The sequence below is a fragment of the Dyella solisilvae genome, assembly GCF_003351225.1.
Taxonomy (GTDB): domain Bacteria; phylum Pseudomonadota; class Gammaproteobacteria; order Xanthomonadales; family Rhodanobacteraceae; genus Dyella; species Dyella solisilvae.
This window is the reverse complement of record NZ_QQSY01000002.1, coordinates 1-14,443: the sequence shown is the minus strand read 5'-3', so window position 1 is coordinate 14,443 and position 14,443 is coordinate 1. Positions and strand designations below refer to the sequence as shown.

Below are 14,443 nucleotides of genomic sequence, written 5' to 3'. Positions count from 1 at the left end.
ATTCATGACGACCATGCATAACCATGTTCATGCGGTGAAGACTTTCGACCGCGATCTGATCCTAAGGGCGATCGCGGATTCGTTCCGCAAGCTCTCTCCGCGGCAGCAGTTCCGCAATCCGGTCATGTTCGTGGTGTTCGTGTGCAGCATCCTGACCACCCTGCTGTGGGTGCAGGCGCTGACCGGACACGGCGAGGCGCCAACCTCGTTCATCTTCTGGGTGACGATCTGGCTGTGGTTCACGCTGCTGTTCGCCAACTTCGCCGAAGCCGTCGCCGAAGGGCGCGGCAAGGCGCAGGCCGCCGCGCTGCGCAGTTCGCGCAAGGACGTGATCGCCAAGCGTCTGGCTTCGCCTGACCGCGAGGCTGCGGTGACGTTCACACCGTCTTCCGAACTGCGCGTGGGTCACCACGTGCTGGTGGAGGCGGGCGAGCAGATCCCCGGTGACGGTGAAGTGGTGGTGGGCGCCGCCAGCGTCGACGAGAGCGCGATCACCGGCGAGTCCGCGCCGGTGATCCGCGAGTCGGGCGGCGACCGCAGCGCGGTCACCGGCGGCACCCGGGTGCTGTCGGACTGGCTGGTGGTGCGCGTCACCGCCAATCCGGGCGAGAGCTTCCTGGACCGCATGATCTCGATGGTGGAGGGCGCTTCGCGCCGCAAGACGCCGAACGAGATCGCGCTGACCATCCTGCTCGCCAAGTTCACCCTGATTTTCCTGCTGGCCTGCGCCACGCTGCTGCCGTATTCGATCTTCAGCGTGCAGGTGGCCGGTTCGGGCAGCCCGATCACCATCACCGTGCTGGTGGCGCTGCTGGTGTGCCTGATCCCCACCACCATTGGCGCCTTGCTCTCCGCCATCGGCATCGCCGGCATGGACCGCATGATCCGCGCCAACGTGATCGCCACCTCCGGCCGTGCAGTGGAAGCAGCGGGTGACGTGGACGTGCTGTTGCTCGACAAGACAGGCACCATCACCCTGGGCAATCGCCAGGCGGTGGCCTTCCTGTCGGCTCCGGGCGTGGAGGAGAGCCGCCTGGCCGACGCCGCGCAGCTCGCCTCGCTGGCCGACGAAACGCCGGAAGGCCGCAGCGTGGTGGTGCTTGCCAAGGAGCGCTTCGGCATCCGCGAGCGCCAGTTGGAAGAAGGCCACGCCGAGTTCGTGCCGTTCACCGCGCAGACCCGCATGAGCGGCGTCAATATCGGTGATCGCCGCATTCGCAAGGGCGCGCTCGACGCGGTGGAGCGTTACCTCGAAGCCGAGGGCAGCCACCTGCCGCCGCTGGTCAAGCGCATGGCGGAGGCCATCGCGCGCCGTGGCGCCACGCCGCTGATCGTCACCGAGGGCGCTACCGCGCTGGGCGTGATCGAGCTGAAGGACATCGTGAAGGGCGGCATCCGCGAGCGCTTTGCCGAAATGCGCCGGATGGGCATCAAGACCATCATGATCACCGGCGACAACCCGCTCACCGCCGCGGCCATTGCCGCCGAGGCGGGCGTGGACGACTTCCTCGCCGAGGCCACCCCGGAAGCCAAGCTCAAGCTGATCCGCAAGATCCAGGCCGAAAACCGCCTGGTGGCGATGTGCGGCGACGGCACCAACGATGCGCCGGCGCTGGCCCAGGCCGACGTGGCGGTGGCGATGAACACCGGCACCCAGGCGGCCAAGGAAGCCGGCAACATGGTTGACCTCGACTCCAACCCGACCAAGCTGATCGAGGTGGTGGAGATCGGCAAGCAGATGCTGATCACGCGCGGTTCGCTCACCACGTTCTCGATCGCCAACGACGTGGCCAAGTACTTCGCCATCATTCCGGCGGCATTCGCCACCACCTATCCGGCGCTCAACAGCCTGAACGTGATGCGCCTCGCCACGCCGCAGAGCGCCATCCTGTCGGCGGTGATCTTCAATGCGCTGATCATCATCTTTCTGATTCCCCTGGCGCTGAAAGGCGTGAAGTACCGCGCTCTGGGCGCCGGCGAACTGTTGCGCCGCAATCTGCTGGTCTACGGGCTGGGCGGTATCGCGGTGCCGTTCGTGGGCATCAAGCTGATCGACATGCTGCTGGTCCTGGTGGGGCTGGCTTGAGGCGAGGTTGACGCCATGCAGACTTTGAAGGTTTTCGTTTCGCTGCCTGATGAAACACACCCGGACATGGAATTGCGCCTGTCCGCCAACGACGGCGCCTGCGACGTGGTGATCGCGGTGCCGGTGCAATCGCGGTCGCCGGAAGCGGCCCCGCAGATGGCGCCGGCGCCACGCAGCGAGCAGGACGAGTACGTGCTCGGCGGCTACGCCGGCATCTGACCGCGGCGCGCAGAGGCGCCGCCCGTCATCCCAACACAACACCTTAAGGACGGCCTGCCCCGGGCCGGTTTTCAGGACTATCTATGATTTCCAGGAAGATGCTTTCGTTTGCGTTGCTGCTTGCGCTTGCACCGTTGAGTGAGGCCATGGCGTCGGCGGAGTCTGTCGATACGGCTGTTGCGATTGCTCCCTCGGCCGACCTGGGCGCTGCGACGCCCGCCGCGCCCACGGCCGCCAGCGCGGATTGCTCGCGCGGCTTCTTGTCCCGTTTCGTTGCCGCCTATCGTGAGGACGCCCAGCCTGCCGATTCCAACGCCCCGGCGCCGGCGCGTCGCGCGATGGACGCACCGTTCTCCTCGCCGCCGTTTCCCAATTCGGAATGGCAGCTCGGCGGTGTGGACACGCCGATCGGCGTTCCCAATACCAATTCGCCAGGTCCGCTGGAAAGGGCGATGGGGTGCAACAGGCTAGGTCGCTGGATGCAGGATAATCGCATCGACGTCTACGGCTGGTTCAATCCATCGGCAAACCTCAGCACGTCAGAGCACACCAACTACCCTCTGTCGTATGCGACGCGCCCGAACCGTGTGGAGTTTGACCAGTTCCTGTTCCGCATCCAGCGCGTTCCGGACACGGTACAGACCGACCACATCGATTGGGGTTTCCATTTCGATGATCTGTACGGCTACGACTATCACTACACGACCATGAAGGGCGTGACGAGCGATCAGTTGCTCGACAATCCCCGGCCGAACAGTGCGCTCAACGGCAAGGTCTACGGCAACGACCCGATGATCGCCTTTGTGAGCCTCTACATCCCGTGGGTGGCCCAGGGCATGGTGATCACGGCGGGTCGTTACCTGTCGCTGCCGGACATCGAAGCCCAGTTCTCTCCCGAAAACTATCTTCTGACGCACTCCATTCTCTACACGGTGGATGCGTATACCAACATGGGCATCATCACGAGCACCAAGCTCAACGACCAGTGGACGCTGCAGCTCGGCGTGCATGGCGGTGACGACTCGGCCATCTGGGACAGCACCAGTCGCCTGACTGGCCAGGCCTGCGTGCGCTGGGTGTCGAAGTCGAACAACGACATGCTTTACCCCTGCGTGGAGTCCTATAACAACGACCGGCAGACGTACAACAATCTCCAGGAATTCGTGATGACCTGGGGGCACCGCTTCACGCCGGACGTGCACATGCTCACCGAGGCGTACTACCTCTACGTCAAGGACCAGGCGCTGGTCACTGGCCCGGGACAGTCCCAGGCGCCGACCGGCAAACCAGGTTATCCGCTGGGACAGGCGCCGGATTTTCCGCTGGGTAACAACCCTGCGTACGGCATCGTCAATTACTTCAACATCCAGCTGAGCCCCAAGGCTTACGTTTCGATCCGCAACGAGTTCTACAAGGATCAGGACGGACAGCGCACGGGTTTTGCCACGCGCTACTCCAGTCACACGGTGGGCATGACGTACTGGGTGTCGCCTGATCTGGAGGTTCGTCCAGAGCTGCGTTACGAGTACGCCTACGATTTTCCGGCCTATGACGGTGGCCTGAAGAATCACCAGGCCACCGCGTTGATTGACGCGATCCTCCACTACTAAAGGTGATGAACATGGGCAGGTTGCTCCGCAGTGCCATCGTGCTACTGCTATTGATGACGGTGATTACCGGCGTGCTTTACCCGCTGGCCGTCACCGGTGTGGCCCAGGTGCTGTTCCCGTCGAAGGCGAACGGCAGCCTGATCGTGAAGGATGGCAAGCCGGTCGGTTCCGCGCTGATCGGGCAGTCCTTCACCGACCCCAAGTACTTCTGGAGCCGGCCGTCGGCGACAACGCCGCAGCCGAATAACGGCCTGAACTCCAGCGGCTCCAACCTGGGGCCGACCAACCCGGCCCTGACCGACGCGGTCAAGCAGCGCATCGACGCGCTGCACGCCGCCGACCCGAGCAATACCGCGCCGGTGCCGGTGGACCTGGTCACCGCTTCGGGCAGTGGCCTGGATCCGGAGATCTCGCTGGCGGCGGCGGCCTACCAGGTGCCGCGCGTGGCCCGCGTGCGGGGCATGAGCCAGGCGCAGGTGCAGGCCCTGGTCGATGCGGCCACCACGGGGCGGCAGTTCGGCATCCTGGGTGAGCCACGCGTCAACGTGCTCAAGCTCAATATGGCGCTGGATGGCCATTAAGGCATAACGTAGTTGCACAACTGACACGCCCTGGTATCGCATGTCCGAACCTTCCCGTGAAGCACGCGCCGACGCCCTGCTCGATACCGTGCAGGAGCAGCGAGGCAATCGCCTGAAGATTTTCCTGGGCGCGGCGCCTGGCGTGGGCAAGACCTACGCCATGTTGTCGGCCGCTCGGGAGCTCAAGCGCCAGGGCGTCGACGTGGTGGTCGGCCTGGTGGAAACCCATGGCCGCAACGAGACGGCGGCGCTGCTCGAAGGACTCGAGCAGCTGCCGCGTCGCAAGGTGAACTACAAGGGACGCGACTTCACCGAGTTCGACCTCGACGCCGCGCTGGTGCGACGGCCGGAGGTGATCCTGGTCGACGAGTTGGCTCACACCAATCTGCCGGGCGGCCGTCACGAGCGGCGCTGGCAGGACATCGCCGAACTGCTCGATGCCGGCATCGAGGTGTACACCGCGCTCAACGTGCAGCACCTGGAGAGTCTCAACGACCAGGTGCGACGCATCACCAACGTCACCGTGCGTGAAACAGTGCCGGACGCCTTCCTCGACCGGGCGCGCGACATCGTGCTGGTGGACTTGCCACCGCGCGAACTCATCCAGCGCCTGAAACAGGGCAAGGTCTACGTGCCGGAGACGGCCGCCGCCGCGCTCGACGCATTTTTCTCGCCGACCAACCTGGTCGCGCTGCGCGAGCTTGCGGTGGACACCGTGGCCGGCCATGTGGACAGCGACCTTCGCGAGCACATGCTGGCGCGTGGCGGCGTGATGCCGGTGCGCCGCCGCGTTCTGGCGGCGATCGACGGTCACTCGCAAAGCGAGTACCTGGTGCGCGTGGCGCGTCGCATCGCCGAGCGGCGCGGCGCGCCGTGGAGCGTGGCGTTCGTCGACACTGGCGCCACCCTGGACAAGGCGCGTCGCGAGCGGCTGGATTCGGCCATGCGCCTGACGCGCCGCCTCGGTGGCGACGCGGTGGTGCTGCGCGGCCACAATCCTGCCGACGAGTTGATTGCGCATGCCGACCGCGAGGGCATGGGCCAGATCATCCTTGGCCGTACGCGCGAGCGTCCGGTGGCGCGCATGCTGGGGCGTTCGCTCACCCAGCAGGTGCTGCGAAAGGGCGCGCACCTGGAGCTGACCATCATCGCCACGCCCGCCGAACGGGCCAAGTCGCGCCTGCGCCTGCGCATGCCGGGAGGCAGGGGACGACGCAGCGAGTACATCTACGCCACGCTCGCTACCGTGGTGGCGTTCGGGTTGTCGTTCATCGCCGATCGCTATCTGTCGGTGGCGAACCTGTCGCTGATCTTCCTCACCGCAGTGCTGGTCGTGGCGGTGCGCACACGCATGGCAGTGGCGGTGTACACCGCTGCGTTGTGTTTCCTCGGTTACAACTTCTTCTTTGCCCCGCCGCGTTACACGCTGGCCATCGCCAGCTTCGACGATGTGCTGGCGGTGTGCCTGTTCCTGGTGGCGGCGCTGGTGTGCAGTCGCCTGGCGACGCGGCTGGCCAGCCAGGTGGAATCGCTGCGCACCGCGCACGCGAATGCGCGCGCCTTGCTTGCGTTGGGCCAGCGCCTCTCGGTCAGCACCGATGCGGCGGGTATCCGCAAGGTCGGTTCCTCCGCGCTCGCCCATGTGCTGCGTTGCGACTGCGCCGTGCTGGCGCAGGACCCCAGCCAGGTACTGCGCGTGGTGGCGTCCTCGCCGCACGACTTTCCGCTGACCTCGCAGGACATGGGCGCCGCGGCATGGAGCGAAAAACACTCCGAACAGGCCGGCCGCTACACGGACACGCTCAACGCAGCGCCGTGCTGGGTGCTGCCGTTGGGCACCGACGACAACCATCTTGGCGTGGCCGCGTTGCGCTTCCCGCAAGGGCAGGGCGAGCCATCGCCGGATGAGCGCAGCCTGGCGCTGGCGATGGTGCAGGACATCGGCCAGGCGCTGCAGCGCGCGAAGCTTGCCGAGGAACTGGAAGGCGCCCGCGTGCAGGGCGAGACCGAGCGCCTGCGCAATGCGCTGCTGTCCTCCGTGTCGCACGACCTGCGCTCGCCGCTGGCCTCCATGATCGGTTCCGCCGGCACCCTCGCCAGCTACGGCGATCAGCTGCCGCCGGCCGAGCGGCACGAGCTGCTGGACGCCATCCTCGGCGAAGGCCAGCGTCTGGATCGCTACATCCAGAACCTGCTGGACATGACCAAGCTGGGCCATGGCACGCTCAAGCTCAATCGCGACTGGACCGACGTGGCGGAGATCGTGGGCGCGTCGACCACGCGCCTGCGCAAGCTGTTCCCCGACCTCAAGCTCGACACCGTGCTGCCGCACGGCCAGCTGCTGCTCTACGTGCACCCGGCGCTGATCGAGCAGGCCCTGTTCAACATCCTGGAGAACGCGGCCCGCTTCTCCCCGCCGGGCGAGCCGGTGCGCGTCGTGGCGCGCAGCAAGGGCGAACAGGTGCAGATCGATGTGACCGATCGCGGTCCCGGTATTCCAGAGGATGAGCGCGCACGGATCTTCGACATGTTCTATTCGGTCTCGCGCGGCGACCGCGCGCCGCAGGGCACGGGCCTCGGCCTGGCCATCTGCCGCGGCATGATCGGCGCCCACGGCGGCAGCGTGGAGGCCTTGCCGGGCGACGGCGTAGGCACCACCATTCGCATCACCTTGCCGTTGCCGCCCCCTCCCGAGAGCTGAGAGCCTGTGCCATGAGTACCAGCGCTCCCTGTGTCCTGGTCATCGACGACGAAGCGCAGATCCGCAAATTCCTCGACATCGGCCTGCGCGCCGAGGGTTATGAGGTGCTGCTGGCCACCAACGCCACCGAGGGCCTGGCCCTGGCGGCCACGCGCTCGCCCGATCTGGTGATCCTGGATCTTGGTCTGCCCGACCGTGAAGGCCACGAGGTGCTGGCCGAACTGCGCCAGTGGACCCAGGTGCCGGTGGTGATGCTGTCCGTGCGCGATGCGGAGGCCGAAAAGGTCAAGGCGCTCGATGCCGGCGCCAACGACTACGTCACCAAGCCGTTCGGCATCCAGGAACTGATGGCGCGCCTGCGGGTGATGCTGCGCAGCCGACCGGGTGAGCCGGAGGCGCCGCAGCGATATGACGACGGCGAGCTGGCCATCGACCTGGCCCGTCGCGAGGTGACCCTGGGCGGAGAGCCGCTGGCGCTGACCCGCAAGGAATACGCCGTGCTTGCCATGCTGCTGCGCCACGCTGGGCGCGTGGTGACCCAGCAACAGTTGCTGCGCGACATCTGGGGCGCCACCCACACCCACGACAGCCACTACCTGCGGATCGTGATCGGCAAGCTGCGGCAGAAGCTGGGGGACGACCCCACCGCCCCGCGCTGGCTCAAGACCGAGGCCGGGGTGGGCTACCGCTTCCTCAGCGGCGCCTGAGCCGGACGTCCGCGTGTCGCAGCCGGTGAGAGCGGCCAATGCTCTGATGGGCGGACGTTTTTTCGTCCTGCCCGCACAACCGGGCAGGGCGTCGGCCGGTCGCGAATCCGGGCCGGGGGCGCAGGTCAATCCTGTTTTCACCCCGTGGCGCGCGGTTATGATGGCCTCCGGTTCAACATCCCGGCGCTGACTGCCCCAGAACGCAGCGCCGGCTCACAGAGGAAACCTGTCCATGGCACGCGGTATCAACAAAGTCATCTTTGTTCACCCGTGGATTTAAGACTATGGATGGCCGTGTAGCGGCACACAGCTAGGGTGTGCCCATGGCGGTTGCGCGCAACCAGTTGACTACGTTCTGTCGTGATCCGCGCTCACGGCGCCAGCCGGTAGCGCCGAGTGATGTGCGCGACCTCGTCGCGAAACACAGGCCCCATGCCGAGCGCCGTGATGATCGGGGCGCCGGTGAAGTGGGGCGGCCAGTGATGGCCGCGATCGATGACCAGGTGATAGGGCAACGCGGCCGCCTGCAGATCGCGGTAAGCCCGCACCAACGTGGCCAGGCTCTTGGCCTCCATCACGACCTTGGTGCCTTCGCCGCTGCCGCGGTAACTCGCGGTGATGGCCGGGCGCTCTAGCCGCGCCCGCTCGTACGCATTGACGAAGGCGTGACCGCACTGGGCCGCCAACTTGCTCGGGCTCATGGCCAGGTCCGCGCGATAGATCACGTACATGTTGAGCGGTCGATAGTCCGCCGTGAACAACGCCATGCTGCGCTGGCGCTCCGCCAGCAAGGCCTCGAGATCAGGGTCCAGGGGGCGATCCACGGGGGCTTCCTTGGGTATCAAGCAGGTGAGGAAACGAAGGGTTTGAACGTTGTGGCGGGTGAGCTTGTTGCCGACGACCACCCGCGACGCGCAACCATCCGCCTACGATCAGCGATCACGCCGCGACCCGCTAAGGCGCCGAGGGCCGCGCGGCGCACTGCGCGGCGAGCCGCTCCTCCAATTGCCGGAGCGCGCGTGGCTCGCCGAGGCCGTGCTGTGAATCGCAGTGCACCAGGTGCGCCAGGGCGCTCGCCGGCCACCCGTGGGCGTCGTCATCGAGCGCCAACCACCACCGCGGCCGGCGCCGACTGACATCGCCGACGATCTGATCGTAGCGACTGGCGCTATGCAGCCACCAAAAGTGCAACTCGTCCTGAACGGCGAAACGACTGTGCCACGTGGCGCCGATCACACGTCGCCGCAGCTCGAGCGGGAGACGTTGAACGGCGTAGCGAAAGCTTTTGACCCGCACCCAATTGGTGGACAGCACGATCGCCACCTGGGGATAGGGCGCCAACGCCGTCGCCAAGCAGTCCGCGTGCTCGAACAACGTGCCCGGCCCACGCAGGAAAGGACGATGCTGCGCATCCAGCGCCACGTCTTCGGCATGGAGGACACCGTCAAAATCGAGATACAGGATCATCGGTCTGCGCTGTCCGACGACGACCGTCGCGTCGCTTGCGAGCGACCATAAAGCAATGCAGCATCGCCGCCAACACCGGGCGCGTGGAACCCCACACTTGCCGACGCAAGGTGCAACCAATTGACTACAAAGTGCGCGCACACCATGCACTGAGCGGCAGGGATCGCGGCGCTTTTTTTTTGAGAGTGCAACCAGTTGACTACAGAAGTGAAGGCCCTCCTGCACTATGATCCGTCCGAGCGCCATCACGCAGCGCCCGAGGCCAAGAAGGAGACGTCATGGCGACGAGTGCGCACTTCCCCGCCGAATGGCAAAGGTTCGACCCCGATGCACTGGAGCGCTTGGTGCAAGTAAGGGACGGTTTCGTGCTATTTGAGGACATGGAAGCCGTGGCGCAGGCCACAGCACCCGGCTTAGAGGAGGCGTTTTGGGGCTGGGGTCGGGGTGTCACTGTATCGGAGGCAGGCATCCCCGTGCGGGACTGGAGGGCCTTCCTTGGCGCCTTGCGGCGCGCGCGGACCGATCGCCGGTAACCTGGGTAAGGGCTCATCTGCCCGACGCGCGAGCCGTCCAGATAGTCAACTGGTTGCGCCCCGCGTCCGGCCAGGCCGCGCTTCGTAACATCGGCAATGTTACCGTGCAAACCAATGTTACGAGCCTGCGGGCCATGGCGATCACAGGGCTCATCTTCGGACGCTGCATTGGCGAAAATTTAGGTCGCGCATCGCCCAAGTCATTCGTCGGCCATCGGCCGGAGGTAACGTGAAGCCCGCGGATTTTCATATCGGCTTGGAGTTTGTCGCCGGCGCGGGGTTCCGATGGCGATGCACGGATGTGGGCAGTCGGACCATCCTGGCCATTCGGCTCGACCGGAACGACACCAATTGGTACCAGGGGCCGCCCTATATCGCCAAAGAGGTCGTATTTGATGAGCATGACCTGGCGCGCTGCCACCCAACCAATGCCGACGCGCTGTCGGCCGCCGCGACGGAACGCCAAACGAGCGCACACCCCGGTTATTCCTCCGCGGCCCTGACGCACATGCTGAAGGTGCGGCGCGCTCACGCTTATCCGTACCCGGGCGTGTTGCGCTTCGACCGACGCCGAACGGACGGCGAGATCCTGCATCCTTTCGCAGGGCGGCAAGAGGAAGGGGAGTGGGTCGTCGAGCTATATCTGCCGTTCCAGGACGCCTATGAGGTTATGACGGAGCGGGACTTCATAGCGCTGCCTCGAGCGACTTCGGCAGATTTGCGGTCCCGCGCAGTGACCCAAAATACCCGCCGCTAATGGCAACCGCGGCGCAACTTGCTTGGCCACACCGCGATGTGCGCCGCGGCGCCGCCTTAGTCAACTGGTAGCGCCCCGAATTTTGACGACGAAGCACGAGGATTCGAACGTGACGCGCCCTACAGGGCATAGATAGCCAAGCACGTTCCGCCTTATAGGGAATATCCATGGCCTCCAATACGTCCCAGCAGATGCGCCGCCTCGCCCGGACACGGCTCGATCAAGCTGGCGACTGGCTGCGCCAAGTGCTACCTAAGCTCCGATCCACCCCGCGGGGAGGTTGGGTCGCAGCTACGCGCGATGCTCTGGGCATGTCGCAGTCAGATCTCGCACGACGGCTCGGCGTGCTTCCCAGTTCCGTGGTTAAGCTGGAAAACAGCGAACGTGCCGACACCGTGCGCGTCGATACCTTGCGTCGGGCGGCGTCGGCCATGGATTGCGAATTGGTTGTGCTGTTGGTGCCGCGGCAGCCCCTGGCGCATGCTGCGGGCAGCGATCTCGAGGAGAAGTGGCTAGGGGCACCGGAGGCGGTCGCCCCCAATTTGGGCTATGGCAGAATGGATTCTGGCGGGATAGTCTCGCGTCAATGTCGCTCGAGAGAACCTGCCGCGACTCGTCCTAATGTCAGGCCAATCGAATGGTCATTCCGTCACCGCTCGCAAAACACGACGAGATTCTGCGAAGAGTCCAGATCCAGGATCTGGCTGTCCAAGCCGGGGAGCCAGTCAACGTATTCGTATGGAACGGCATTAAGCAGGACTTACTTAAGCTTGTTCATCAGGTTTCGTCTGAAGCTTCTAAAGCCCACGCGAGCCTAGCCGCCATTCAAGTGGCTCGCGGGCCAGATGGCGTCGAGGACTTTCAGTATCATGCGCGTCGCGCAATAGCAGACCCCAAGCTGTCGGCAAACAGTTATCACGCTGTAATGACCAGCGCTGCTCAACTGGCGGAGCCAGCGGTATTTGATGAAACTCTTCAAGCGGCTCTCGCGCGCTTAGTGCCAATTGATGTGCGTCACTATGTCGGCTGCATGATGCAGCTTGGTCGCTTGAAAGAGGCCGCAATTCATATCGAGGCAAACAGGCAAGCGTTTGCTGGTTCTGAAAACATCTTTGGACCGGACGAAATTGTCGAGGCTGCCAACTTTCTGGAAGAGCAGGGGGTTGATGACGCGAGCTTGTCACTGAGGGTGCATTTCGCGAGCAAGACCCTGATGACGCTCTCCGGTCGGGGTGTATACAACTGCATTATCGAGCCAACGGCTGCCGGCGTTATTTTCGGCTTTCCGAGTCCTGCGGATGACGAGTCGCGAGCCAACTATGACATTGCGATCACCGAAGCACTTATTGACAACTTCGACGACCCACTCTTCGAAGCGGTGAGCTTTGTGGTCTATCCGTTGGAGCTATATCAAACCTTCGTCAAATTGAGTCGAGAGCAAGGGGAGCCGGCCTTTGGATTCGTATGATTTTCTGGCTAGTGCTCAGGATTGCGTTGCTCGATTCAAAACGTCGCCAGATGAGATTGAGCTGCGGAACGCAGTGAGTCGGTCTTACTATTGGTCTTACCACCGCGCCGTTGACGCCCTGCGATTTCTGGATCTGGCGATCGTCGCGGGGGAGCCCTCCGAAGGGATGCATAAACAGCTCGCCAAGCGGTACATCGCTTCGAGCTACAAATCTCTAAAGCTAATCGGAGGATTGCTGGAGTCCGCCCACAAGCAGCGGTGTCTAGCAGACTATAAGCTTGCCGAAAAGCTGTCGCTTGGGTTCGTTAATCAGCACATCAGCAAGTGCAAATCGATCTGCCTCAAAATTGACCAGGCGATTGATGCGTCACAGAAGAACGTCTAGTGATCTAGCTGACGAGTAAGAAGCGCCGTCAAAGGCAGCCTCCTTCGGTCACAGGCCATTTGGATTCGGAAGTCGCTCATTGCAACGTCCCGATGGAGGCGCTTCTGACTGTTGACAGGCAGGATGGGCTGCGGCGATCCCTCCTGCGCCGACCCAATACTCACTCTCTGCGGAAATGGCGGATGACGGACAGGCCAGCGTCGTTCTTTAAGTATGTGAGCGTACAGACAGCCAGAGCTGTCTTGGGCGGTGGTCGACTTCGTTGGTCTCGTCCATCGCGGTTCAACGACCCGTTCGACATGCAGGTCAATTTGCAGGCCAGGTTTGACCTAGACCGGGTCGTGCAAATGACCTTAGACAAGATGTGGGCCCGCTGCCTCGGGCAGGGCACCACTGCCCAAAACGAAATGGGTGCGATTCTTGATCTGACCGCGGCATTGCATCGCAAGGGTGGGCGAGAGAAATTCAATAAAGGACAAGCCCCGGGCGTCATCAAGACGCTCGAGGGTCTACCGAATGTTATGGTTAACCTAAATAAAGAAGTGCAGAAAGCGCTGGCTGAAACCAAGATTCTCTGCCTGAGCGCGGTGCGCGACAGCATCTTAATGTGGTCGCATTATGCGGAGAGTCATCAAGGTCTAGCCCTAGAGTTCGGTAGCCCTGAGGGCGTGGATAGCCCTTACAAAGTTGCGCGAAGGGTCAACTACTGCGGCGAGGTGCCGTGTCTGTTTGACGAAGATGAACTTTCCGAATTTATTTCAGGCGGTCTAAGGCTTACCCATGACCTCGCCCTTAAGACGCTTTACGCAAAGGCGGCCGCCTGGGAGTACGAAAGCGAGTGGCGAATTGACACCGGGCCAGGCCGCGATGCCGGCGCGGAGTTCGAAGACGTACCGTTCCATCCTTTAGAGCTGCGGGCCGTTTACTTTGGCTGCAAAGCAGCAGGAGATTTCCGGCAGTTCGTGGGTGACATTGTTGGAGAGCGTTTCGCTCACGCAGAGGTCTGGGAGTGCCGTAGAAGTGTTGACGCTTGGTCGCTGAGCTTCAGTCGCCTGCAGTAGCTTGGCCGCGGTATCGCGTTGTAGCGTCCGCATCAGATCGATAGCAGACGCTCCGGCTAGATCAGCCAAAAATGTCCGCTTCCGACCCGGAGCGGACATCCTTAGGGGACAGTGGATGGCTTTGAATCGCGACAGATTCCTGAAGATCGTGGACTTCACATCGCACGCACTTGGACTTGCTGGGATCTTCGCTGGCCTGCTATCGATTGCTGTATTTGGTGGTTTCGCCAAAGGGCCGACGTCACCTGACCCCGCGACCGGACATGTGGTTCCGATGCAAGATCACGATCGCGTGTTCTATGTGACGTGGAAGCAGTCTGATCTTCTGGACTGGTTGCGGAACGGGGCAGTGCTTTGCCTGGTCGCGTGTGTTGCTGGCAGGGGGCTTGCCAGCAGATTTTCAAAAAGTGCGGCTGACTAAGCGTCCGCTTCCGACCCGATGCGGACGTATTGGAAGCGGGGTCGCGGACCGATTTGGGAGGGGGAATGAGTGTGAGTCGGATGGCGAACTTGGCAATAGTCCTGGCCGTAACGGGCTGGCTTTTGGCGTACTACGGCGTCCTGTCCCAGCTTGGCGATGCGATGACGGATGCGGCTCGTTTGTCCATGGAGAGCCATAGGCGCGTCTCCAACACGCTATTAATGGTTGGGGCCCTTTGCCTTCTCAGCGCTCTTTGGCTCTCCGGCCGGTCGTTCGTCGAAGCCAGAAAACGCTCGATGCTGACAGCGGCCTTGATAGCAGTTCCTGCCATCGCGACAGTCGCTAATCTGTTTTGATTGCCGACGCTGCTACTAGGTCTGCTTCCGACCCGATATAGGTATTCCGCCCCGTTCTCAGTGACCATGTCACGGCGGCCAGGTAGCTGGT

General features: G+C 63.4%; 12 protein-coding genes and 1 pseudogene. 11 read left to right on the top strand and 2 right to left on the bottom strand.

Annotation, left to right across the window (positions count from 1 at the left end; translation table 11 throughout):
• Positions 1 to 4: 4 nt before the first annotated feature.
• From kdpB to DVT68_RS07370, 6 genes are all read left to right on the top strand, one after another.
• Entirely contained in the window at positions 5 to 2,086 is a 2,082-nt protein-coding gene (gene kdpB / locus DVT68_RS07395; RefSeq protein WP_425477450.1) for a potassium-transporting ATPase subunit KdpB, read from the top strand.
• A 15-nt stretch (positions 2,087 to 2,101) separates the two neighbouring features.
• Complete coding sequence (locus DVT68_RS07390; RefSeq protein ID WP_114824459.1) at positions 2,102 to 2,305, top strand: hypothetical protein; 204 nt, start codon at positions 2,102 to 2,104, stop codon at positions 2,303 to 2,305.
• Between the two features lie 83 nt (positions 2,306 to 2,388).
• Entirely contained in the window at positions 2,389 to 3,915 is a 1,527-nt protein-coding gene (locus DVT68_RS07385) for an outer membrane beta-barrel protein (RefSeq protein WP_114824458.1), read from the top strand.
• Between the two features lie 11 nt (positions 3,916 to 3,926).
• Positions 3,927 to 4,496 carry a potassium-transporting ATPase subunit KdpC gene (gene kdpC, locus DVT68_RS07380; protein ID WP_114825290.1) on the top strand — a complete coding sequence of 190 codons (570 nt, stop codon included), beginning with the start codon at positions 3,927 to 3,929 and terminating at the stop codon, positions 4,494 to 4,496.
• A 40-nt stretch (positions 4,497 to 4,536) separates the two neighbouring features.
• A complete protein-coding gene (locus DVT68_RS07375; RefSeq protein WP_114824457.1) occupies positions 4,537 to 7,197 on the top strand; it encodes a sensor histidine kinase in 2,661 nt (886 codons plus the stop codon).
• 11 nt (positions 7,198 to 7,208) lie between these two features.
• On the top strand, positions 7,209 to 7,904 hold the full coding sequence (locus tag DVT68_RS07370; protein ID WP_114824456.1) for a response regulator: 696 nt from the start codon (positions 7,209 to 7,211) through the stop codon (positions 7,902 to 7,904).
• A 371-nt stretch (positions 7,905 to 8,275) separates the two neighbouring features.
• Here DVT68_RS07370 and DVT68_RS07365 read toward each other — a convergent pair whose 3' ends face one another.
• Together DVT68_RS07365 and DVT68_RS07360 are read right to left on the bottom strand one after the other, a co-directional pair.
• Positions 8,276 to 8,728, bottom strand: a complete 453-nt coding sequence (locus DVT68_RS07365) for an aminoacyl-tRNA hydrolase (RefSeq protein ID WP_114824455.1) — start codon at positions 8,726 to 8,728, stop codon at positions 8,276 to 8,278.
• Positions 8,729 to 8,858: 130 nt separating this feature from the next.
• Complete coding sequence (locus DVT68_RS07360) at positions 8,859 to 9,371, bottom strand: HAD domain-containing protein (protein WP_114824454.1); 513 nt, start codon at positions 9,369 to 9,371, stop codon at positions 8,859 to 8,861.
• Positions 9,372 to 10,133: 762 nt separating this feature from the next.
• Here DVT68_RS07360 and DVT68_RS07350 point away from each other — a divergent pair.
• From DVT68_RS07350 to DVT68_RS20265, 5 genes and pseudogenes are all read left to right on the top strand, one after another.
• Positions 10,134 to 10,661 carry a hypothetical protein gene (locus DVT68_RS07350; protein WP_114824452.1) on the top strand — a complete coding sequence of 176 codons (528 nt, stop codon included), beginning with the start codon at positions 10,134 to 10,136 and terminating at the stop codon, positions 10,659 to 10,661.
• 167 nt (positions 10,662 to 10,828) lie between these two features.
• A pseudogene (locus tag DVT68_RS20860) lies at positions 10,829 to 11,101 on the top strand (helix-turn-helix domain-containing protein); the annotation flags it as partial.
• 197 nt (positions 11,102 to 11,298) lie between these two features.
• Positions 11,299 to 12,129, top strand: a complete 831-nt coding sequence (locus tag DVT68_RS07340; protein WP_233523391.1) for a hypothetical protein — start codon at positions 11,299 to 11,301, stop codon at positions 12,127 to 12,129.
• A 684-nt stretch (positions 12,130 to 12,813) separates the two neighbouring features.
• Positions 12,814 to 13,575: a DUF2971 domain-containing protein gene (locus DVT68_RS07330; RefSeq protein WP_158543465.1), complete on the top strand. Its 762-nt coding sequence runs from the start codon at positions 12,814 to 12,816 to the stop codon at positions 13,573 to 13,575.
• A gap of 115 nt (positions 13,576 to 13,690) precedes the next feature.
• Entirely contained in the window at positions 13,691 to 13,996 is a 306-nt protein-coding gene (locus DVT68_RS20265) for a hypothetical protein (RefSeq protein WP_147281682.1), read from the top strand.
• Positions 13,997 to 14,443 lie beyond the last annotated feature (447 nt).